Below are 15810 nucleotides of genomic sequence, written 5' to 3'. Positions count from 1 at the left end.
TCTCGGACAGGCTGGCCCTCACAGGATAGCCATCCTCGCCGAGGTGAGAATAGGCGTTCTCGCTAGAGTATTACACTTCAGCCATGTCAACCTCGGATCGGCTCGATCGCCTGGAGTCCGGTTTGGAGATCGCTCAACTGCCCAGCCGGTACGCGATGGCGCTCGATGCGCGTGATCTCGACGCCCTGGTGGCGCTTTTCGTCGATGATGTCGATGCGGGCGCGCAGGGCAGCGGCCGCGACGCCCTCAAGCGGTGGTATGACGTGGTGCTCCGCAGGTTCTATCGCAGCATCCACCTGATCTGCGGGCAGGTAGTCGATTTCGTCGATGACGACCATGCGACCGGATCGATCTACTGCCGGGCCGAACATGAGGACGGCGACGGCTGGTACGTCATCACGATGCGGTACGACGACGTCTACGAGCGACGCGGCGGCCATTGGTACTTCGTCACACGACGCGAGCATCCATGGTATTCGGTGGATGTGACCGAACGTCCGGGACCGGATTTCGTTCGGTGGCCCGCCGACGTACCACTGCGCGCGGCCATGCCGCATCGGATGCCGACCTGGCGGGCGTTTTGGGACAGGGGCGACCCGGAGGTTCCCGCCCAGCTGTCCCGGCGTCCCTAGCGCGTTTACAAACCGGTCGGATAGTGCGATTCTCGGAAAACGGAAATCTTTGTTAACAGTTGTAGGAGGCCGTCATTACCGTCGACAACGTGCTCAACGGGGTTCGGGTGCTGGAGGTCGCTGCATGGACTTTCGTGCCGTCGGCGGGCGCAGTCCTCGCCGAGTGGGGCGCCGAGGTGATCAAGGTCGAGCCACGCGACGGCGGTGATCCCCAGCGTGGCCTGGTCACGATGGGCATCGTCGACGAGGGTGGTGGTGCGGTCAACTACATGATCGAGATTCCCAACCGCGGTAAGAAGTCGATCGGTGTGGACCTGAGCACACCTGGCGGTCGGCAGGTGGTTCACGAACTGGCCAAGACCTGCGATGTGTTCCTGACCAGCTATTTGCCCGAGCGCCGCAGGAAGTTCGGCATCGACGTCGACGACATCCGCGCGGTGAATCCGAGCATCGTGTACGTCCGGGGATCCGGGCACGGCCCGAACGGGCCGGATGCGGACAAGCCCGGATACGACGGTGTCTCCTACTGGGCGCGCGGCGGCATCGCCACGGTTCTGACCGAGGACGCCGACCAGCTCGTCCGCTCCCGGCCGGCGTTCGGGGACCTCCTCGGCGGCATGACGATCGCCGGCGGTATCGCCGCGGCGCTGTACAAGAAGGCGACGACCGGTGAGGGATCGGTGGTCGACGTGTCGCTGCTCGGGCTGGCCGCCTGGAACCTCAGCCCCGACGTCGCGGTCAGCCAAATCCACGGCGGCAGCGCCATTCCCAAGTTCACGCACGCCGACGCGCCCAACCCGTTGGTCGGCACGTATCGCACGAAGGACGGTCGCTACGTGCAGTTGATGATGCTGCAGCTGGACAAGTTCTACGCCGAGGCGATGCGGGTGATCGGCCTGCCAGAGCTGGTCGACGATCCGCGGTTCGCCGATCCTGCCTCGCGCTACGAGAATCGGGTCGCCCTGATCGCGTTGCTCGACGAGGCGTTCGCCAAGCGCACACTGGCTCAGTGGCGCACGACGCTGGCGGTGCTGACCGGCGCCTGGGGCATCGTGCAGACCCCTGCCGAACTCTGCGAGGATCCGGCCGTCACCGCGAACGGCTATGTCGCGCATACCGAAACCGTCAACGGCGTGCCGTTCTCACTGCCCACCAACCCCGTTCAGTTCAACGAACGGTCGGTGACTCCGCCGGGCGCACCCGAGCACGGTCAGCATACCGAGGAAGTCCTGATGGACGCCGGAATCGACTGGGACACCATCGAGGAACTCAAGAAGTCGGGAGCGATCCTGTGAACGCCGCGTCCGCCGAAGTGGACAATGTACCCGCCGAATTCGACCCGTTCTCACAGGACTTCTTCGACGGTGCGTACGACACCTACCGCCGCCTTCGCAACGAGGCGCCCGTCTACTACAGCGCGAGGTGGGACTTTTGGGCACTGACGCGTTATGACGACGTGGCGTCTGCGACCAAGGATCACGAAACCTTCTCGTCGGCCAAGGGTGCCACGCTGGATATCGTCAAGGCCCACGACGACGCGATCCCGGTGCCCAAGGTGATCATCTCGATGGATCCGCCAGAACACCAGAAGATGCGCCGCCTGGTCAGCAATGTCTTCACCCCGCGTGCGATCGCCGCGCTGGAAGACATGGTGCGCGAAAAGGTCTACGAGCGCATCGAAGCGCTGAACCCCGAGGGTTTCGACGTCGTCGCCGACTTCTCCGCGCTGTTTCCGAACGAGGTCATCACCACCATGCTCGGCGTGCCCAAGGAGGATCGCGACCAGATTCGGCGCTGGCTGGACCTGCTGCTCGAACGTCGGCCCGGTGAGATCGCCGTTCCCAAAGAGGGATACGAGGCCTCGATGGACACCGGCCTCTACTATTACGACCTCGTACAGCAGCGCCGCGCAGTGCCGCAGGACGACATGATCAGCCGCCTTATCGAGACCGAGATCGAGCGGGACGGCGTGGTGGAAAAGCTCACCGACGTCGATATCACGGGCTTCGCGACGATGCTCGGCGGTGCAGGCGCCGAGACGGTCACCAAGCTGGTCGGCAATGCGATGGTCGCGTTCGCCGAGTTCCCCGACCAGTGGCGCAAACTTCGTGAGGACCGCAGCAAGATCCCCGCCGCGGTCGAGGAACTGCTGCGGTACGAAGCGCCGTCGCAGTATCAGGTCCGCACCGCGACGCGCGATGTCACGTACTACGGCACCACGATTCCCGAAGGCGCTGCGGTGCTGCTGGTCACCGGGGCGGCTCTCCGAGACGAGCGGATGTTCGACGAACCCGACCGGCTGGACATCGACCGCGAACGCAAGATGGGCTTCAACCTCGCCTTGGGATACGGCATACACAGCTGCCTGGGCGCCGCACTCGCGCGGATGGAAAGCCGCATCGCGCTCAACGCGCTGCTCGACCTCATTCCCGAATACGAGGTGGACCGCGAGGGCCTGCGGCGCGTGGCGATGTCGAACGTCTGCGGCTACGCCAACGTCCCGGTGCGCAGCCTGCACCGATGATGGCTACCGCCGGCGGGAGTTCCCGTCGACGAATCCGTTCACCGCGTATGCCCGGACGAAGTCGGCGACCGCGTCGTCGTCGCGCATGTCGATGGTCGGCGACGGAGTCGTGAACAGCGAGAACAGCATTCGTGCGAACCATTCGGTGGCCGACGGTACATCCAGGTTGGCGCGGACCTCTCCGGTCAGCCTGGCCGCCATGACGTAGGGCGCCAGGAAGTCCGCGCACTCCTTGAGCAGCGTGGCGGCGTTCTTGGTCATCATGAGGTTGACTTCCTCGGGGTCGAAGTACACCTCGGGCTCGATGACCTGACGCGCCTGGGTGACGAAGACGGCGGCGCGCACCAGCCGGCCTTCCAGCGTGCTGCCTCCGTGCCGATCGATGGCCTTGGCCATGTTGCGGTAGAACCGCTGCGACGCGGCCTCCGCGCAGGCCTCGACGATCGTCTCCTTATCCCGGAAGTACTCGTAGAACGTGCTGCGCGACACCTCGGCCGCCCTGGCGATGTCGACGATGGTCGTCTTGGCCAACCCGCGGGTCCGGAAACAGGCGAACGCCGCCGAGATGATGACATCCCGGGTGTCGACCACCACCGGTTGCGTCACGTCAGATGCCACCCGCACGACACTAACTTCTCAGTGGTCGGGCGCCAGGATCAGGCCGCTGGTCGGAACGCCGGTGCCCGATGTGACGAGCACGTGTTCGACGTCGTCGACCTGGTTGTACGACGTTCCGCGGACCTGGCGCACGCCCTCGGTGATGCCGTTCATCCCGTGGATGTAGGCCTCGCCCAGCAGTCCACCGTTGGTGTTGATCGGCATTCGGCCGCCCAGCGAGAGTTCGTCGACCGACACGAAATCCTTGGCCTCGCCCCGCCCGCAGAACCCGAGCTCCTCGAGTTGGCTGAACACGAACGGGGTGAAATGGTCGTAGAGGAACGCGGTCGAGATATCTTCGGGTGCCAGCCCGGAGTCGCGCCACAGTTTGTTGCCGACCACACCCATCTCGGGCAGCCCGGTGATGTCGTCCCGGTAATAGCTGGTCATCACCTCGCCGTCGTGGGCAGCGCCCTGGGCCGCCGCGGTGATCACCGCCGGCGGCTTCGCCAGGTCGCGGGCCCGCTCGACGCTGGTCACGACCATGGCCACGCCGCCGTCACTCTCCTGGCAGCAGTCGAGCAGGCGCAGCACCGGCTCGATGATCCAGCGCGACTGCTGGTGGTCTTCGATGGTGATCGGCTTCTCGTAGAACCAGGCATCGGGGTTGTTGGCCGCGTGCTTGCGATCGATGACAGAGATCTTGCCGAAGTCGGCGTTGGTGACCCCGTAGGTGGTCATGTAGCGCTGGGCGTGCAGGGCCACCCAAGCCGCTGGTGTCATGAAGCCGAACGGCGCATAGGGCGCCATCCACAGCGGGGTGACACCGGGTTGGCGTCCGGCGCCGCCGAACCGGAACCCAGAGCGCTCGTTGAATGCCCGGTAGCAGACCACCGCCTCGGCGGCGCCCGTCGCGACCGCCATGGCGGCCTGCATCACGGTGCCCGCAGCGGCGCCGCCCCCGTGCGGCACGCGGGTGAAGAACGTCAGGTTCTCGATGCCGACGTTGCGGGCGACCTCGATCTCCTCGTTCTCGTCGACGGTGAAGGTCACCATGCCGTCGATGTCCTTGGGGCGCAACCCGGCATCGTCGATCGCGGCTTTGACCGCCTCGCAAGCCAGTTGCATCTCGGTGCGGCCCGACTCTTTCGAGAACTCGGTCTGTCCGATGCCGACGAGCGCGGCCTTGCCGCCGATGCCGTCTGTCACGAGACACCCTCGAGCAGGCTCAGCACAGCCGTGCCCTTGACGTGATCGCCGAGGCTGTTGGTGCCTTTGAAGGTGACCTCGATGAGCCCCTCGCCGTCCGCCGAGGACTTGTCGGTCACGCTGCCCTCGAACCGCAGCGGGTCGTTCGGATAGGCGGGCACCCCGAGCCGGATGGACAGCTTCTTGACCATCGCCTCGGGCCCTGCCCAGTCGTGCAGAAACTTCACGCACAGCCCGTTGGTCGTCAGGATGTTGAGGAAGATGTCCTTGGAGCCTTGGGAATTGGCGAAGTCGCGGTCGTGGTGCACCGGCATGTAGTCGCGGGACGCGATGGCGCCCGCGACGATCAGCGTGGTGGTGACCGGGACGTTCATCGGTGTCACCGTGTCGCCCACGTTGATGTCGTTCCACTTGAGCGTGGTGGTGCGGTTCAGGGTCGAGGTCATGTGGTCAGTCCTTCCGCATACGCGTTGCCGAGGCGGGCCAGCTGCTGTGACGCCGACCCCAATGCCAGTTCAATCTGCTTGGCCCACAGGAAATACCGGGACAGTGGGTAGGTCACGTCGATGCCCATGCCGCCGTGTACCTGCTGAGCGGACGCGGCGACCCGCGCACCGGCCTCGGCGGCCCAGAACTTCGCGATCGCGGCTTCCCGCTCGGCCGGTCGACCCTCGGCGATCAGCCAGGCCGCATGCCAGGTGGTCCAGCGGATCGCTTCGGTGTCGATGAAGGCGTCGGCCAGGCGCTGCTGCACAGCCTGAAAAGACCCGATAGGACGCCCGAACTGCTCACGCTCGCCGGTGTAGGCAGCGGCCAGTTTCAGCGCCCGCTCGGCGACGCCGATCTGCATCGCGCACAGGCCGACCAATGCCCTGGTGTACAGCGTGCGGACCACGTCGGCGTCGGCATGCTCGGTGAGCCGCGACCCGATGGCATCCGTCAATTCGATATCGGCGAAAGGCTCGCCGTTGGTCGTGGTCGCCGGCGTCACGTTTACGCCGCCGCCGGTTTCGACGACAAACAGGCCGGGTCCGTCGTCCGCCGTGGCCGATACGACGATGGCCGTGGTGAGTTGTCCGGCGGGTACCAGTTCTTTGGTTCCGGTGAGCCGCCAGACATCGCCGTCGGGACGCGCGCTGGTCCGGGGCGCGGTCGGATCGGAGCTTCCCGGTTCGGTCAGCGCCGCGGTCAACAGGGTGCTGCCGTCGACCACTCCGGGCAAGAAGCGTTGCTGCAGGTCGGAATCACCGTGCCGGGCAATAGTATCGGCGCCAAGGGCGAGCGTCGCGTACACCGGGACCGGCGCGACGCTGTACCCGACCTCGCTGAGCAGCACGCCCAGCTCCAGGAAACCCCCGCCGGTGCCCCCGACGGCTTCGGGCAGCGCGATTCCTAGCAGATCCGCCGACGCCAACTCGGCCCACAGCCCGGCGTCGTACCGTACTTCACCCGCTTCGAGCTCGGTCAGATGCTCTGGTGTGGCGCGGTGCTCGAAGAGCTGTCGGGCGACCTTGGCGACGGTCTCCTGCTCCTCGGTGAAAGTGAAATCCATGTGTCGCTTCCTCTAATTCAGCGCGCCGGCCGAAACTGGTGGAGCACCAGTTCTTCCCCGCTGGGGAGAGCCTCGAAGGTCTCGTAGAAGACCTCGACCTGCATCCCGTTCGTTATCGCCTCAGGCTCGATATCGCACAGGTTCGACACGATGCGCACACCCTCGTCGAGCTCGATCAGCGCAACGACATAGGGGTATTGCAGGAAGGGCAGCGGCGGGTATTGCGGCATCACGAAGCTGTAGACGGTGCCCCGCCCGGTGGAAACGACATGGTCCCAGTTCAAGGATTGGCAGTTACCGCACATGGGTCTCGGCGGGACCCGCAAGGTTTTGCAGTCGGTACACCGCTGGATACGAAGCTCGTGCTCGTTGAGACCCGACCAGAAGAACTCGGTGTCGGGGCTGATGGAGGGTGCGAGTCGGCTGGCCATCAGTTTCCCGTCTTGAATCGCAGGGTGCGGAACCACTGGCGTCCGACGACCTCGCCGTTCTGGTCGCGGTAGGTGGTCACCCAGGTGACGAAGTAGCCGTCGCCCATGGCTGTCTTCTTCTCGTCGGAGATCGAGTCGAAGACAGTCTCCGAGGTGATCTCGTCGCCGACCCGCGGATAGCGCTCGATCTCGAACTCGGAGTTTGTCGCGATGATGCCGGTGTAACCGGCGTCGGCGAGAAATTGCAGAGGGTTCTCACCTTTCATCTCGATCGGCACACCACCGCGCTCGTGGATGCCCTCCAGCTTCGGCGGCGGCATCGTCCAGGTCTGCAGCATCACCGGCGGTGACACGATGTCGCCATAGCGCGAGTTCTTCGCGAATTCGGGGTCGAGGTAGGCCGGGCTCATGTCACCCAGGGCGTACGCCCAGTGGCGGATCATCGCGGCGTTCACCGGATCCGGTGCGCGTACCGGCTTGCCGACGCCGTCGGTAGGCTTGCCGATGAGCGCGTCAAGACGCTCACGCAGCTCGTCTTTGGCTGTGTCGGTCACTGCTGTCTTCCTTTCTCCGACACCCGCATGTCGCGGGGTGCCCGCGGCATCCCGAGCCCGGCCATGGCGATGATGTCGCGTTGCAGCTCGTTCGCACCGCCACCGAAAGTGTTGATGACAGCCAGCCGGTAGGCGCTCTCGAGTTCACCTTTCAGGGGCGCGGTGGCGCCTTTTCGGGTGCCGGCCTGCCCGACGACGTCGAGCAGTTCACGGGCCACCTGCTGGGTGAGTTCGGTGCCGAAAACCTTCGCCGCCGAAGCCTCCCCCATCCCGAGTGCCCCGGAGCTCATGGTGCTGTTGACCCGCAGGTTGAGCAGTCGGTAGGCGGCGACCTGAGCTTCGACGCGCGCCAGCGCCTGCTGGACCCATGGCTGGTCGATCACGTACCCGTCGTCCAGCGGCGTGGTTCTGGCCCAATCCAGGGTCTTGGCGAACAGTGGTTCCAGCGCACCGAGATTGCCCAACGCGGCGCGCTCCAGGTTCAGCTGGTTGGTCACCAACGTCCAGCCCTGGTTCTCGCCGAGCACGATCGCGCTCTCGGGGACGCGCACGTCGTCGTAGAACGTGTAGTACGTCGACACACCCGGCATGGTGTGCAGGGGTTTCCACGAGAAGCCCGGCGAATCGGTGGGCACGATGAACACGGTGATGCCCTTGTGCTTCTTGGCTTCTGGATCGGTTCGCGCTGCCAACCAGATATAGTCGGCGAACTCGGCGCCGCTGGTGAACATCTTGGAACCGTTGATGACGTAGTCGGTGCCGTCGCGGACGGCAGTGGTGCGCAGCGATGCCAGGTCGCTGCCGGCGCCGGGTTCGGAGTAGCCGATCGCGAAGTCGACGGTGCCCTTGAGTATCGCGGGAAGGAACTTTTGCTTCTGTTCCTCGGTGCCGTACTGGATGAGGGTGGGGCCGACGGTGTTGAGCGTGATCATCGGCAACGGCGCGTGCACGCGGCGCGCCTCCTCGCTGAAGATGTACTGTTCCAGCGCGGTCAGACCCCGTCCGCCGTATTCGACCGGCCAAGCGACGCCGAGCAGACCCGCTTCACCGAGCGCCCGCCTGCACTCGCCGACCGCGGCGCCGCCCTCCATCAGATCCGCGACGGCCGCGCGCCGCTCGAGAGTCATCACGGCCTCCAGGCGCGCCCGGAACTCGTTGCGAAGTTGTTCCTGTTCGGAGGTGAAGTCGAAGTCCATCAGACGCTTGCCCCCAGGCGCACCGGCATCCGTTTGACGCCGGGCACCATCGTGGCGCGCAGCCGGGTCACGTCACCGGTCAGTTCGATGCTCGGATAGGCCCCCAGCAGCACCTCGAACATCACCCTGGCCTCCAGACGTGCCAGTTGGGCGCCGAGGCAGGCATGTTCACCTGCGCCGAAAGCAATGTGTGGGTTGGGGTTTCGGGTGATGTCGAACTCTTCACCGCTGGTGCCGAAGACGTCCTCATCCCGGTTGGCCGAGCCGTACAGCATCACCACGGTGTCGCCGGCCTTGATCTTCTGCCCGCGGATGTCGACGTCGGCGGTGGCTCGTCGCGCCATGTGTGTCACCGGGCTGGTGAAGCGCAGCATCTCCTCGACGGCGCACGTCAGCAGAGAAGGATCCGAACGAAGCAACGCGAACTGGTCCGGATGTTCCAGCAGCGCGACGGTGCCGAGCGCAATGAGGTTGCGTGTGGTCTCGTTACCGGCCACCAGAAGCAGGAACGAGAAGTTGAGTAGATCGGCGTCGGTGAGGCGTTCGCCGTCGACCTCTGCGGCCGCCAGGATGCTCAACAGATCGTCTTGTCCGGTGACCTTGCCTGAGCGCCGGGCTTCGATCAGCGCGGTGAAGTACTCGTAAAGCTCGCCGAGCGCCACCAGGTGATCCAACTCGATGTCGGGGTCTGCCGTTCCGACGGCCGCATCCGACCAAGCCCGGAACTTCTCCCAGTCCTCGGGGGCGGCGCCGAGCATCTCGGCGATCATCCGGGTGGGCAGGGGCGCCGCGATCTCTTCGGCGAACTCGTACTCCCGGGCCGGATCGATGCCGTCGACGATGCCCGCGACGATCTTGCGGATCGTGGGCTCCAGCAACGCCACCTGGCGGCGGCTGAACCCGGCGTTGATGAGCTTGCGCAGCTGCCGGTGTCGCGGCGGATCCGTGAAGATCAGATTGCCTTCCTGGACGGGCTCAGGCTGGCTGGGATCCGGAATCGTGATGCCGTACTGCGACGAGAACAACAACGGGTGACCCGAAACGAAGCGCACGTCCTCGTATTTGGTCAGCGCCCAGAAATTCGTGACGTCGTTCCACACCACCGGCGTCGTGTTGCGCAGTTCCCGGTATGCCGGATACGGATCGCCTGCGTAGAAGTCCGGGGAGTGCAGTGGGTGTGCGGACGTGGCTCGGGACGTGGATTCAATCGGCACCGCGGCTCTCCTCAACGCATCGGCCATCGGACAAATAGCATCGCATTGTCCGGTGACGTTGTGTCTACCGTACGTATGACAGGCCTGTCAATCGACATCATCGCAGCACAGCCGCGTTGTGTATTGACTATCGGACGCCGGCGGGTTTACATACACCACAGAGATGTCCGACGTCGGGTTCACGTGGGATCGGTCGGCATCTGTCCGTCGGACAACCAGGAAGGTCAAGTGATCTGATGGCCGGGTCCAGCCTCGTCGACGACTATGACCTCTACATCAACGGCGCATGGGTGGCGCCGGACAGCGGACGCTACGACGTCATCGATCCGGCCACCGAGGCGGTGATCGCGTCGGCGCCGGACGCCGGGACCGCGCAAGTCGACCAGGCGATCGGCGCCGCCCGCACCGCGTTTGACACCGGACCCTGGCCGACGGCGACGCCCGAGGAACGATCCCGGTGCCTGCAACAACTCAGCGATGCGCTGCTCGCTCACGGCGATGAGATCTACGCGCTGGCCCAGGCCGAGTGGGGGTGCACAGCAAACGAGCGGCTGATCCACGTCGAGGGACCGGCGGTGATGGCCGGCCACGCCGCCGAGCTGGCCCTCGAGCCCGCTGAAGCGCCGATGGACGCATGGGGTGCCGCGGGCACGACGCTGTTACGGTACGAACCCCTCGGCGTTGTCGCGGTCATGACACCGTGGAACTTCCCGCACACGCTCAACGTGATGAAGGTGGGCGCCGCGCTGGCCGCGGGCAACACGCTGGTGCTCAAACCGTCACCGCTGACACCGCTGGCCGGGCTGGCGCTTGCCCGGATCATCAAGGAGGAGACCGATATCCCGCCGGGCGTGGTCAACGTCGTCACTCCCACCGGCCTCGAGGCAAGCAAGGTCCTGACCCTCGACCCACGCGTGGACATGGTCAGCTTCACCGGCAGCTCGTCGGTCGGCCGGGACGTGATGGCCGCAGCGGCGGGGACGATGAAACGGGTCCTGCTGGAATGCGGCGGCAAGTCGGCCTGCGTGCTGCTCGACGACGTCGAGGTGACCGATGAACTGCTCGAGCGGCTGCTGTTCGAAGGCTGCACCCTGCACGCCGGCCAAGCGTGCATCCTCAACAGCCGGCTCGTGGTGCCCGCCGTCCTGCACGACGAGGTCGTGACCCGGCTCGCCGACCTCGCCCGCGCGGTCACCATCGGCAACCCCGCCGATGACGGGGTGGACATGGGCCCGCTGATCAGCCGGCCGCATCTGGAGCGGGTGGAGGGTTTCGTCCGGCGCGCCGAGTCCGACGGCGCGAAGGTGGTGACCGGCGGAGGGCGTCCCGTAAACCGTTCGAGCGGATTCTATTTCGAACCGACGGTGCTGACCGATACCAGCGCCGACTCGTACATCGCGCAGGAGGAGGTGTTCGGTCCGGTGCTGACGGTGCTGAGCTACCGCGGCGACGACGAGGCCGTGGCGATCGCGAACAACTCCGCCTACGGCCTCGGTGGCGCGGTGTGGGGCACCGATGTCGACCGAGCCGTCGGGATCGCCCGGCGCATCAGGACGGGCCAGGTCTCGATCAACGGCACCATCCCCGGCGATGCGCCGTTCGGCGGCTTCAAACAGAGCGGCATCGGGCGGGAGGGCGGGGTGATGGGCCTGCGTTCTTACATGGAGCCCAAGGCGATCGGGGTCCCTGCGTGAGCGACGCTTGCGAGCGAACCATGGACCTGGACCGCGGCACCCGAGCCTGCGAGGGGATCGCGTGAGCACGGCGCTGGGCGGATTGCGCGTCGTCGAACTGGGCACCGAGATCGCGGCGCCGTATTGCACCAAGCTGCTGACCGACCTCGGCGCCGACGTGTGCAAGATCGAGCTACCGGCGGGGGATCCGCTGCGCTTTTGGGGACCTTTCCGGGACGACGCGTTGCACCACGGCGGGCTGTTCGACTACCTGAACGCCGGGAAGCGCGGGCTCACAATCGATCTCGGTACGCCGTCCGGTCAGGCGCAAGCTCATGAGCTGCTCGGGCAGGCTGATCTGCTGGTCGAGGATCTGCCCGCAGGATCGGCCGACCGGTTCGACTGGGGCCTTGACCGCGAGTCCCTGCAACAGATCAACCCCGACCTCGTCGTGGTCAGGGTCTCCGACTACGGTCAGGACGGCCCCCGACGTGAACAGCCGTCGACGTCGCTGACGCTGCAGGCGGCGTCGGGATGGGTCAACACCCGCGAATTCGGCCGGGCGCCGGTGCAGGCCGGTGGACGCATACCCGAATACATCGCGGGGAGCTACGCGGCGCTCGCGGCGTTGACCGCGCTGCGCATCGCGGACGCGCAACGGGGCAGGGTCGTGGAGGCTGACGTCTCGGCGTTCGAGTCGCTGTTGAGCACGCTGCCGTATCCGATGCTGTTGGCAGACCGGCTGAAAAGCATGGGGCTTCCGACGAATTCGAAGGCCGCACCGATGCTGGGTATCGTGCGGGCCGCCGACGGCTGGATCGGTATCAACTGCCTTACCGGACAGCACTGGCTGGATGTGTGCGCGATGATGGGGCTAGACGAGTTCGGCGAACACCAACTCGCCATCATGCTGGGCGGTCCCGAGCGCGACGAGTTCTTCGCCAAGGCCCAGCCGTGGCTGGACTCGATGCCCGTCGCCGACCTGGTCGAGTTGAGCCAGGCCATGCGGATTCCGGCGGCCCCGATCAACGACGGGGCGTCGATCCTGGACTGTCCGCAGTACCGCGATCGGGACTTCTTCGTCGAGAGCGGCCCGGACGCCGCACGCTTCCGGCGGCCCGGCGCACCGTTTCGGTTGTCGAAGACGCCGGTGCCTGCGCCGCGGCCTGCGCCGCTTCTCGGTGCCGTGGACAACGCGCGGTGGGAGAGCCGCGCGGAGCGCGACGCGCCGCACGTCGGTGACGTAGCGAACCCGTTCGCCGGTTTGAAGGTCTTCGATCTCAGCACGTTCTGGGCCGGTGCGTACCTCACCTGCTACCTCGGCGCGTTCGGCGCCGACGTGGTCAAGGTCGAGTCGATCCAGCGCCCCGACGGGCATCGGTACTCGGGCTCGCTGCTGCGTGGTAGCGACGACTGGTACGAGATCGGGCCGCTGTGGCAGGGCACGAACCTCAACAAGCGGGACATCACGCTCGACCTGGGCACCGACGCCGGGCGGGAACTGGCACTGCGGCTGGCGGCCGACGCCGATGTGGTGATCGAGAACTTCTCACCGCGGGTCGTCGAGCAATTCGGGTTGGACTACGACTCGCTGGCGAAGTCCAATCCGAGCGTGGTCATGGTGCGTATGCCCGGTTTCGGCTTGCACGGCCCATGGCGGGATTACGTCGGCTGGGCGCTGAACATCGAACAGCTGTCCGGGATGTCGGCGGTCACCGGTTTCCCCGACGGTCCGCCGTGCAATCTACAGGGCCCGGCCGACCCGATCGCCGGCGTGCACGCGACGGTGGCGCTGCTGGCCGCGCTCGAACACCGACGACGGACCGGTGAGGGGCAGTTGATCGAGGTGGCGCAGGTCGAGGTCGGCGCCGCGGTCACCGCCGAACCCGTCATCGAGTATTCGATGACCAAACGCGTGCGCGAACGTGAGGGCAACCGGCACCGCCAGTACGCGCAGGGCGTCTACCGCGCGCACGGCGAGGATGACTGGGTGGCCGTTTCGGTCCGCGGTGACACCGATTGGGTCGCCATGACCGAGGTGATCGGCCGTCCGGAACTGCGCGATGACCCGCGGTTCGTCACGGCGTACGCACGGTTGCAGCATCACGACGAGTTCGACGAGGTGATCGCCGAATACGCCGCGACGCGGTCGGCTGAGGAGTTCGCCGACGCGCTGCTCGGCCACGGGGTGCCCGCGCAGCGCCTGATGACGCCCGACCGGATGTACGACGTCGACCAACTCGCGGCACGGGGATTCTACGAAGACCTCAACCACCGGATCGCGGGCCGACAGCGTTTCCCCGGGTGGCCGTTTCGGATCACGCCGGGGCCGTCACACCACCACCGTTGCCCGTCACCGACCCTCGGCCAACACAACGACGAGGTGCTCGGTGCGCTGGGGTTGGCCGCGGATGAGGTGGCCAAGCTGCGCGACGATCAGATCATCGGGGAGCGACTGCTCAACGCGTAGCCGCGCCCGAACTGAACTTCGGTGTCGCCGTCTACTCGACCATCGCGGCGATCGTCTCCACCACACAGGCCGGCTTCTGCGATCCCTCGACTTCCACGGTGACCCGCACCGTGGCCCTGGCGCCATTGTTCGTGCGGTCCACCTTGACCAGTTCGGCGCCCGCGCGGATCCGTGAGTCGACGGGAACGGGTGCCGGGAAGCGCAGCTTGTCCACGCCGTAATTCACCTGCATCGACAAGCCGGTCACTCGGTAGATCTGCTGTACGAGGATGGGCACCAACGACAGCGTGAGATAACCATGCGCGATCGTCTTGCCGTACGGCCCGTTGGCGGCCTTCTCGGGGTCGACGTGGATCCACTGGTGATCACCGGTCGCCTCGGCGAACAGGTCGATCTCCTTCTGGGTGACCCGCAGCCAGCCGCTGTGACCGAGGTGCTCACCGACGTGCGCCTCGAATCCGGCGATGCCGTCGTACTCCGTCGGCGACGCCGCGGCCTGCGTCACGCCGGAACTTTCAGGCCCAGCTGCTCGATCGCGTTGCCGCCCATGATCTTCGCCTTGGCGGTGTCCGAGATCCCATCGAGCCGGTCCACGAAGCTCAACGGGTCGCCGATGCCCTCGGGGTGGGGGAAGTCCGACCCGAACATCACGTGGTCCTCACCCATGATCTCGACGATCCCCTTGATGTCGTCCTCGAGAAACGGGTGAATGTAGACGTTGCGCTTGAAGACCTCGACCGGATGCTCGTCGAACTCCTTCGGCATCGTCCGGTACGCCTTGTCGAGGAGGCGCAGAAGGTTGCGTACCCAGCCGCTGCCGTTCTCCACGACGAAGACCGTGAGATCCGGGAAGCGGGACAGCGCGCCGTGGCAGATCAGCGCCGCCAGGGTGTCCTCCATGGCCCGGAACCCCATCACCACCTCGCGCAGCGCACTGGGCTTGAACGACAGGTACTCGTCGCCACCCTCCCACTCCATGAGGTGCTTCTGGTAGCCGCTGTCAGCGGCATGGAAGGTCACCGGCACGCCTGCCTTGACCACTTCCTCCCAGAACGGGTCGAATTCGGGCAGGCCCATCGACCGCGAGCCACCGAAACGGCTTGGCACCGGCGCGGGACGGACCAGGAACGTCTTCATGCCGCGCTCGAGGCACCAGTGGAACTCCTTGATCGCCTCGTCGACCAGGGGCAGGCAGATCACCGGGGTGGCGAAGATGCGGTCGTGGTAGTTGAAGGTCCAGTGTTCGTGCATCCATTCGTTGAGCGCGTGGATGATCGCGTGGGTGAGGACGACGTCGTCGGTGGTGCGCTCCTCGATGAGGCTGGCGAGGGTCGGATACATCACGCACTGGTCGATACCCAGCTCGTCCATCAGCTCCAGTCGGGGCGCCGGGGACTGGTAGGCCGGGATGACATCCATTGGCTCACCGATGAATTCACGGAAGTTCAACCCGTCAGGATTATTGCCGAGAAAGTAGTCCTCTGCGCTGCCCGGCCGCGCCACCCGCTCGAATGTCGGGTTCGGGATCATGTGGCTGATGTGGTCCTTGACGACGAGCTTCGGGCGTCCGTTGACCTCGACGTAGCCGACCTTGCCTCGGTGCTGCTTCGGCAGATACTTGGTGAGAGCGTCCGTCGTCTCGTACATATGGTTGTCGATGTCGAAGACCGGATACGGCAAAGACCGGGGTGACATATGGCCGACCTCCTCAGAGCAGCGAATATGACCGTTTACGGTAAGTGAGAATGACGTTATCAC

At 65.7% G+C, this 15810-nt stretch carries 15 protein-coding genes; 5 read left to right on the top strand and 10 right to left on the bottom strand.

The features are described 5' to 3' along the window. The first annotated feature begins 83 nt into the window (after positions 1–83). The 3 genes from K3U96_RS24850 (at position 84) to K3U96_RS24840 (ending at position 3156) form a co-directional block, all read left to right on the top strand. Positions 84–632 (top strand): nuclear transport factor 2 family protein, encoded by a 549-nt coding sequence (locus tag K3U96_RS24850; protein ID WP_220691410.1) that lies wholly within the window; start codon positions 84–86, stop codon positions 630–632. An 89-nt stretch (positions 633–721) separates the two neighbouring features. Further along, positions 722–1927, top strand: coding sequence for a CaiB/BaiF CoA transferase family protein (locus tag K3U96_RS24845; RefSeq protein ID WP_230982286.1), 1206 nt, complete (start codon positions 722–724; stop codon positions 1925–1927). Beyond that, the gene (locus K3U96_RS24840) at positions 1924–3156 is read left to right on the top strand and encodes a cytochrome P450 (RefSeq protein WP_220691409.1); all 1233 of its coding nucleotides are present in this window, start codon (positions 1924–1926) and stop codon (positions 3154–3156) included. Before K3U96_RS24845 ends, K3U96_RS24840 begins: the two co-directional genes overlap by 4 nt. 3 nt (positions 3157–3159) lie before the next feature. Here K3U96_RS24840 and K3U96_RS24835 read toward each other — a convergent pair whose 3' ends face one another. The 8 genes from K3U96_RS24835 to K3U96_RS24800 are packed head-to-tail and all read right to left on the bottom strand — an operon-like array spanning position 3160 to position 9867. Further along, positions 3160–3774, bottom strand: coding sequence for a TetR/AcrR family transcriptional regulator (locus K3U96_RS24835; protein WP_230982285.1), 615 nt, complete (start codon positions 3772–3774; stop codon positions 3160–3162). 18 nt (positions 3775–3792) lie between these two features. Then, on the bottom strand, positions 3793–4962 hold the full coding sequence (locus K3U96_RS24830; protein WP_220691408.1) for a lipid-transfer protein: 1170 nt from the start codon (positions 4960–4962) through the stop codon (positions 3793–3795). Continuing rightward, positions 4959–5408 (bottom strand): MaoC family dehydratase, encoded by a 450-nt coding sequence (locus tag K3U96_RS24825; protein ID WP_220691407.1) that lies wholly within the window; start codon positions 5406–5408, stop codon positions 4959–4961. The genes K3U96_RS24830 and K3U96_RS24825 overlap by 4 nt, the downstream gene beginning before the upstream one ends. Further along, a complete protein-coding gene (locus K3U96_RS24820) occupies positions 5405–6514 on the bottom strand; it encodes an acyl-CoA dehydrogenase family protein (RefSeq protein WP_220691406.1) in 1110 nt (369 codons plus the stop codon). The genes K3U96_RS24825 and K3U96_RS24820 overlap by 4 nt, the downstream gene beginning before the upstream one ends. A gap of 17 nt (positions 6515–6531) precedes the next feature. Then, positions 6532–6945, bottom strand: coding sequence for a Zn-ribbon domain-containing OB-fold protein (locus K3U96_RS24815; RefSeq protein ID WP_069404444.1), 414 nt, complete (start codon positions 6943–6945; stop codon positions 6532–6534). Next, complete coding sequence (locus K3U96_RS24810) at positions 6945–7499, bottom strand: FAS1-like dehydratase domain-containing protein (RefSeq protein WP_069404445.1); 555 nt, start codon at positions 7497–7499, stop codon at positions 6945–6947. Before K3U96_RS24810 ends, K3U96_RS24815 begins: the two co-directional genes overlap by 1 nt. Beyond that, the gene (locus K3U96_RS24805; RefSeq protein WP_220691405.1) at positions 7496–8695 is read right to left on the bottom strand and encodes an acyl-CoA dehydrogenase family protein; all 1200 of its coding nucleotides are present in this window, start codon (positions 8693–8695) and stop codon (positions 7496–7498) included. The genes K3U96_RS24810 and K3U96_RS24805 overlap by 4 nt, the downstream gene beginning before the upstream one ends. Then, the gene (locus K3U96_RS24800; RefSeq protein ID WP_230982566.1) at positions 8695–9867 is read right to left on the bottom strand and encodes a cytochrome P450; all 1173 of its coding nucleotides are present in this window, start codon (positions 9865–9867) and stop codon (positions 8695–8697) included. Before K3U96_RS24800 ends, K3U96_RS24805 begins: the two co-directional genes overlap by 1 nt. Before the next feature lie 278 nt (positions 9868–10145). Here K3U96_RS24800 and K3U96_RS24795 point away from each other — a divergent pair, with 278 nt between their 5' ends. Together K3U96_RS24795 and K3U96_RS24790 are read left to right on the top strand one after the other, a co-directional pair. Continuing rightward, the gene (locus tag K3U96_RS24795; protein ID WP_220691403.1) at positions 10146–11603 is read left to right on the top strand and encodes an aldehyde dehydrogenase family protein; all 1458 of its coding nucleotides are present in this window, start codon (positions 10146–10148) and stop codon (positions 11601–11603) included. Positions 11604–11664: 61 nt separating this feature from the next. Further along, positions 11665–14052, top strand: a complete 2388-nt coding sequence (locus K3U96_RS24790; RefSeq protein WP_220691402.1) for a CaiB/BaiF CoA transferase family protein — start codon at positions 11665–11667, stop codon at positions 14050–14052. A gap of 31 nt (positions 14053–14083) precedes the next feature. Here the strand turns inward: K3U96_RS24790 and K3U96_RS24785 are convergent, their stop codons facing one another. After that, entirely contained in the window at positions 14084–14557 is a 474-nt protein-coding gene (locus K3U96_RS24785; RefSeq protein WP_069404449.1) for a MaoC family dehydratase, read from the bottom strand. Beyond that, entirely contained in the window at positions 14554–15747 is a 1194-nt protein-coding gene (locus K3U96_RS24780) for an amidohydrolase family protein (RefSeq protein WP_220691401.1), read from the bottom strand. Before K3U96_RS24780 ends, K3U96_RS24785 begins: the two co-directional genes overlap by 4 nt. Positions 15748–15810: the final 63 nt, after the last annotated feature.

Origin of the sequence: Mycolicibacterium holsaticum DSM 44478 = JCM 12374 (assembly GCF_019645835.1) — a bacterium.
Lineage (GTDB): Bacteria > Actinomycetota > Actinomycetes > Mycobacteriales > Mycobacteriaceae > Mycobacterium > Mycobacterium holsaticum.
The sequence above is the reverse complement of the archived record's forward strand: the minus strand, read 5'-3'. Positions and strand labels throughout refer to the sequence as shown.

What these genes read in the sequence shown, in the direction of transcription:
- K3U96_RS24795 (WP_220691403.1), top strand. Translation starts at nt 10,146, where the DNA reads ATGGCCGGGTCCAGCCTCGTCGACGACTATGACCTCTACATCAACGGC.
- K3U96_RS24825 (WP_220691407.1), bottom strand. Translation starts at nt 5,408, where the DNA reads ATGACCTCGACCCTGAACCGCACCACCACGCTCAAGTGGAACGACATC.
- K3U96_RS24805 (WP_220691405.1), bottom strand. Translation starts at nt 8,695, where the DNA reads ATGGACTTCGACTTCACCTCCGAACAGGAACAACTTCGCAACGAGTTC.
- K3U96_RS24815 (WP_069404444.1), bottom strand. Translation starts at nt 6,945, where the DNA reads ATGGCCAGCCGACTCGCACCCTCCATCAGCCCCGACACCGAGTTCTTC.
- K3U96_RS24780 (WP_220691401.1), bottom strand. Translation starts at nt 15,747, where the DNA reads ATGTCACCCCGGTCTTTGCCGTATCCGGTCTTCGACATCGACAACCAT.
- K3U96_RS24820 (WP_220691406.1), bottom strand. Translation starts at nt 6,514, where the DNA reads ATGGATTTCACTTTCACCGAGGAGCAGGAGACCGTCGCCAAGGTCGCC.
- K3U96_RS24850 (WP_220691410.1), top strand. Translation starts at nt 84, where the DNA reads ATGTCAACCTCGGATCGGCTCGATCGCCTGGAGTCCGGTTTGGAGATC.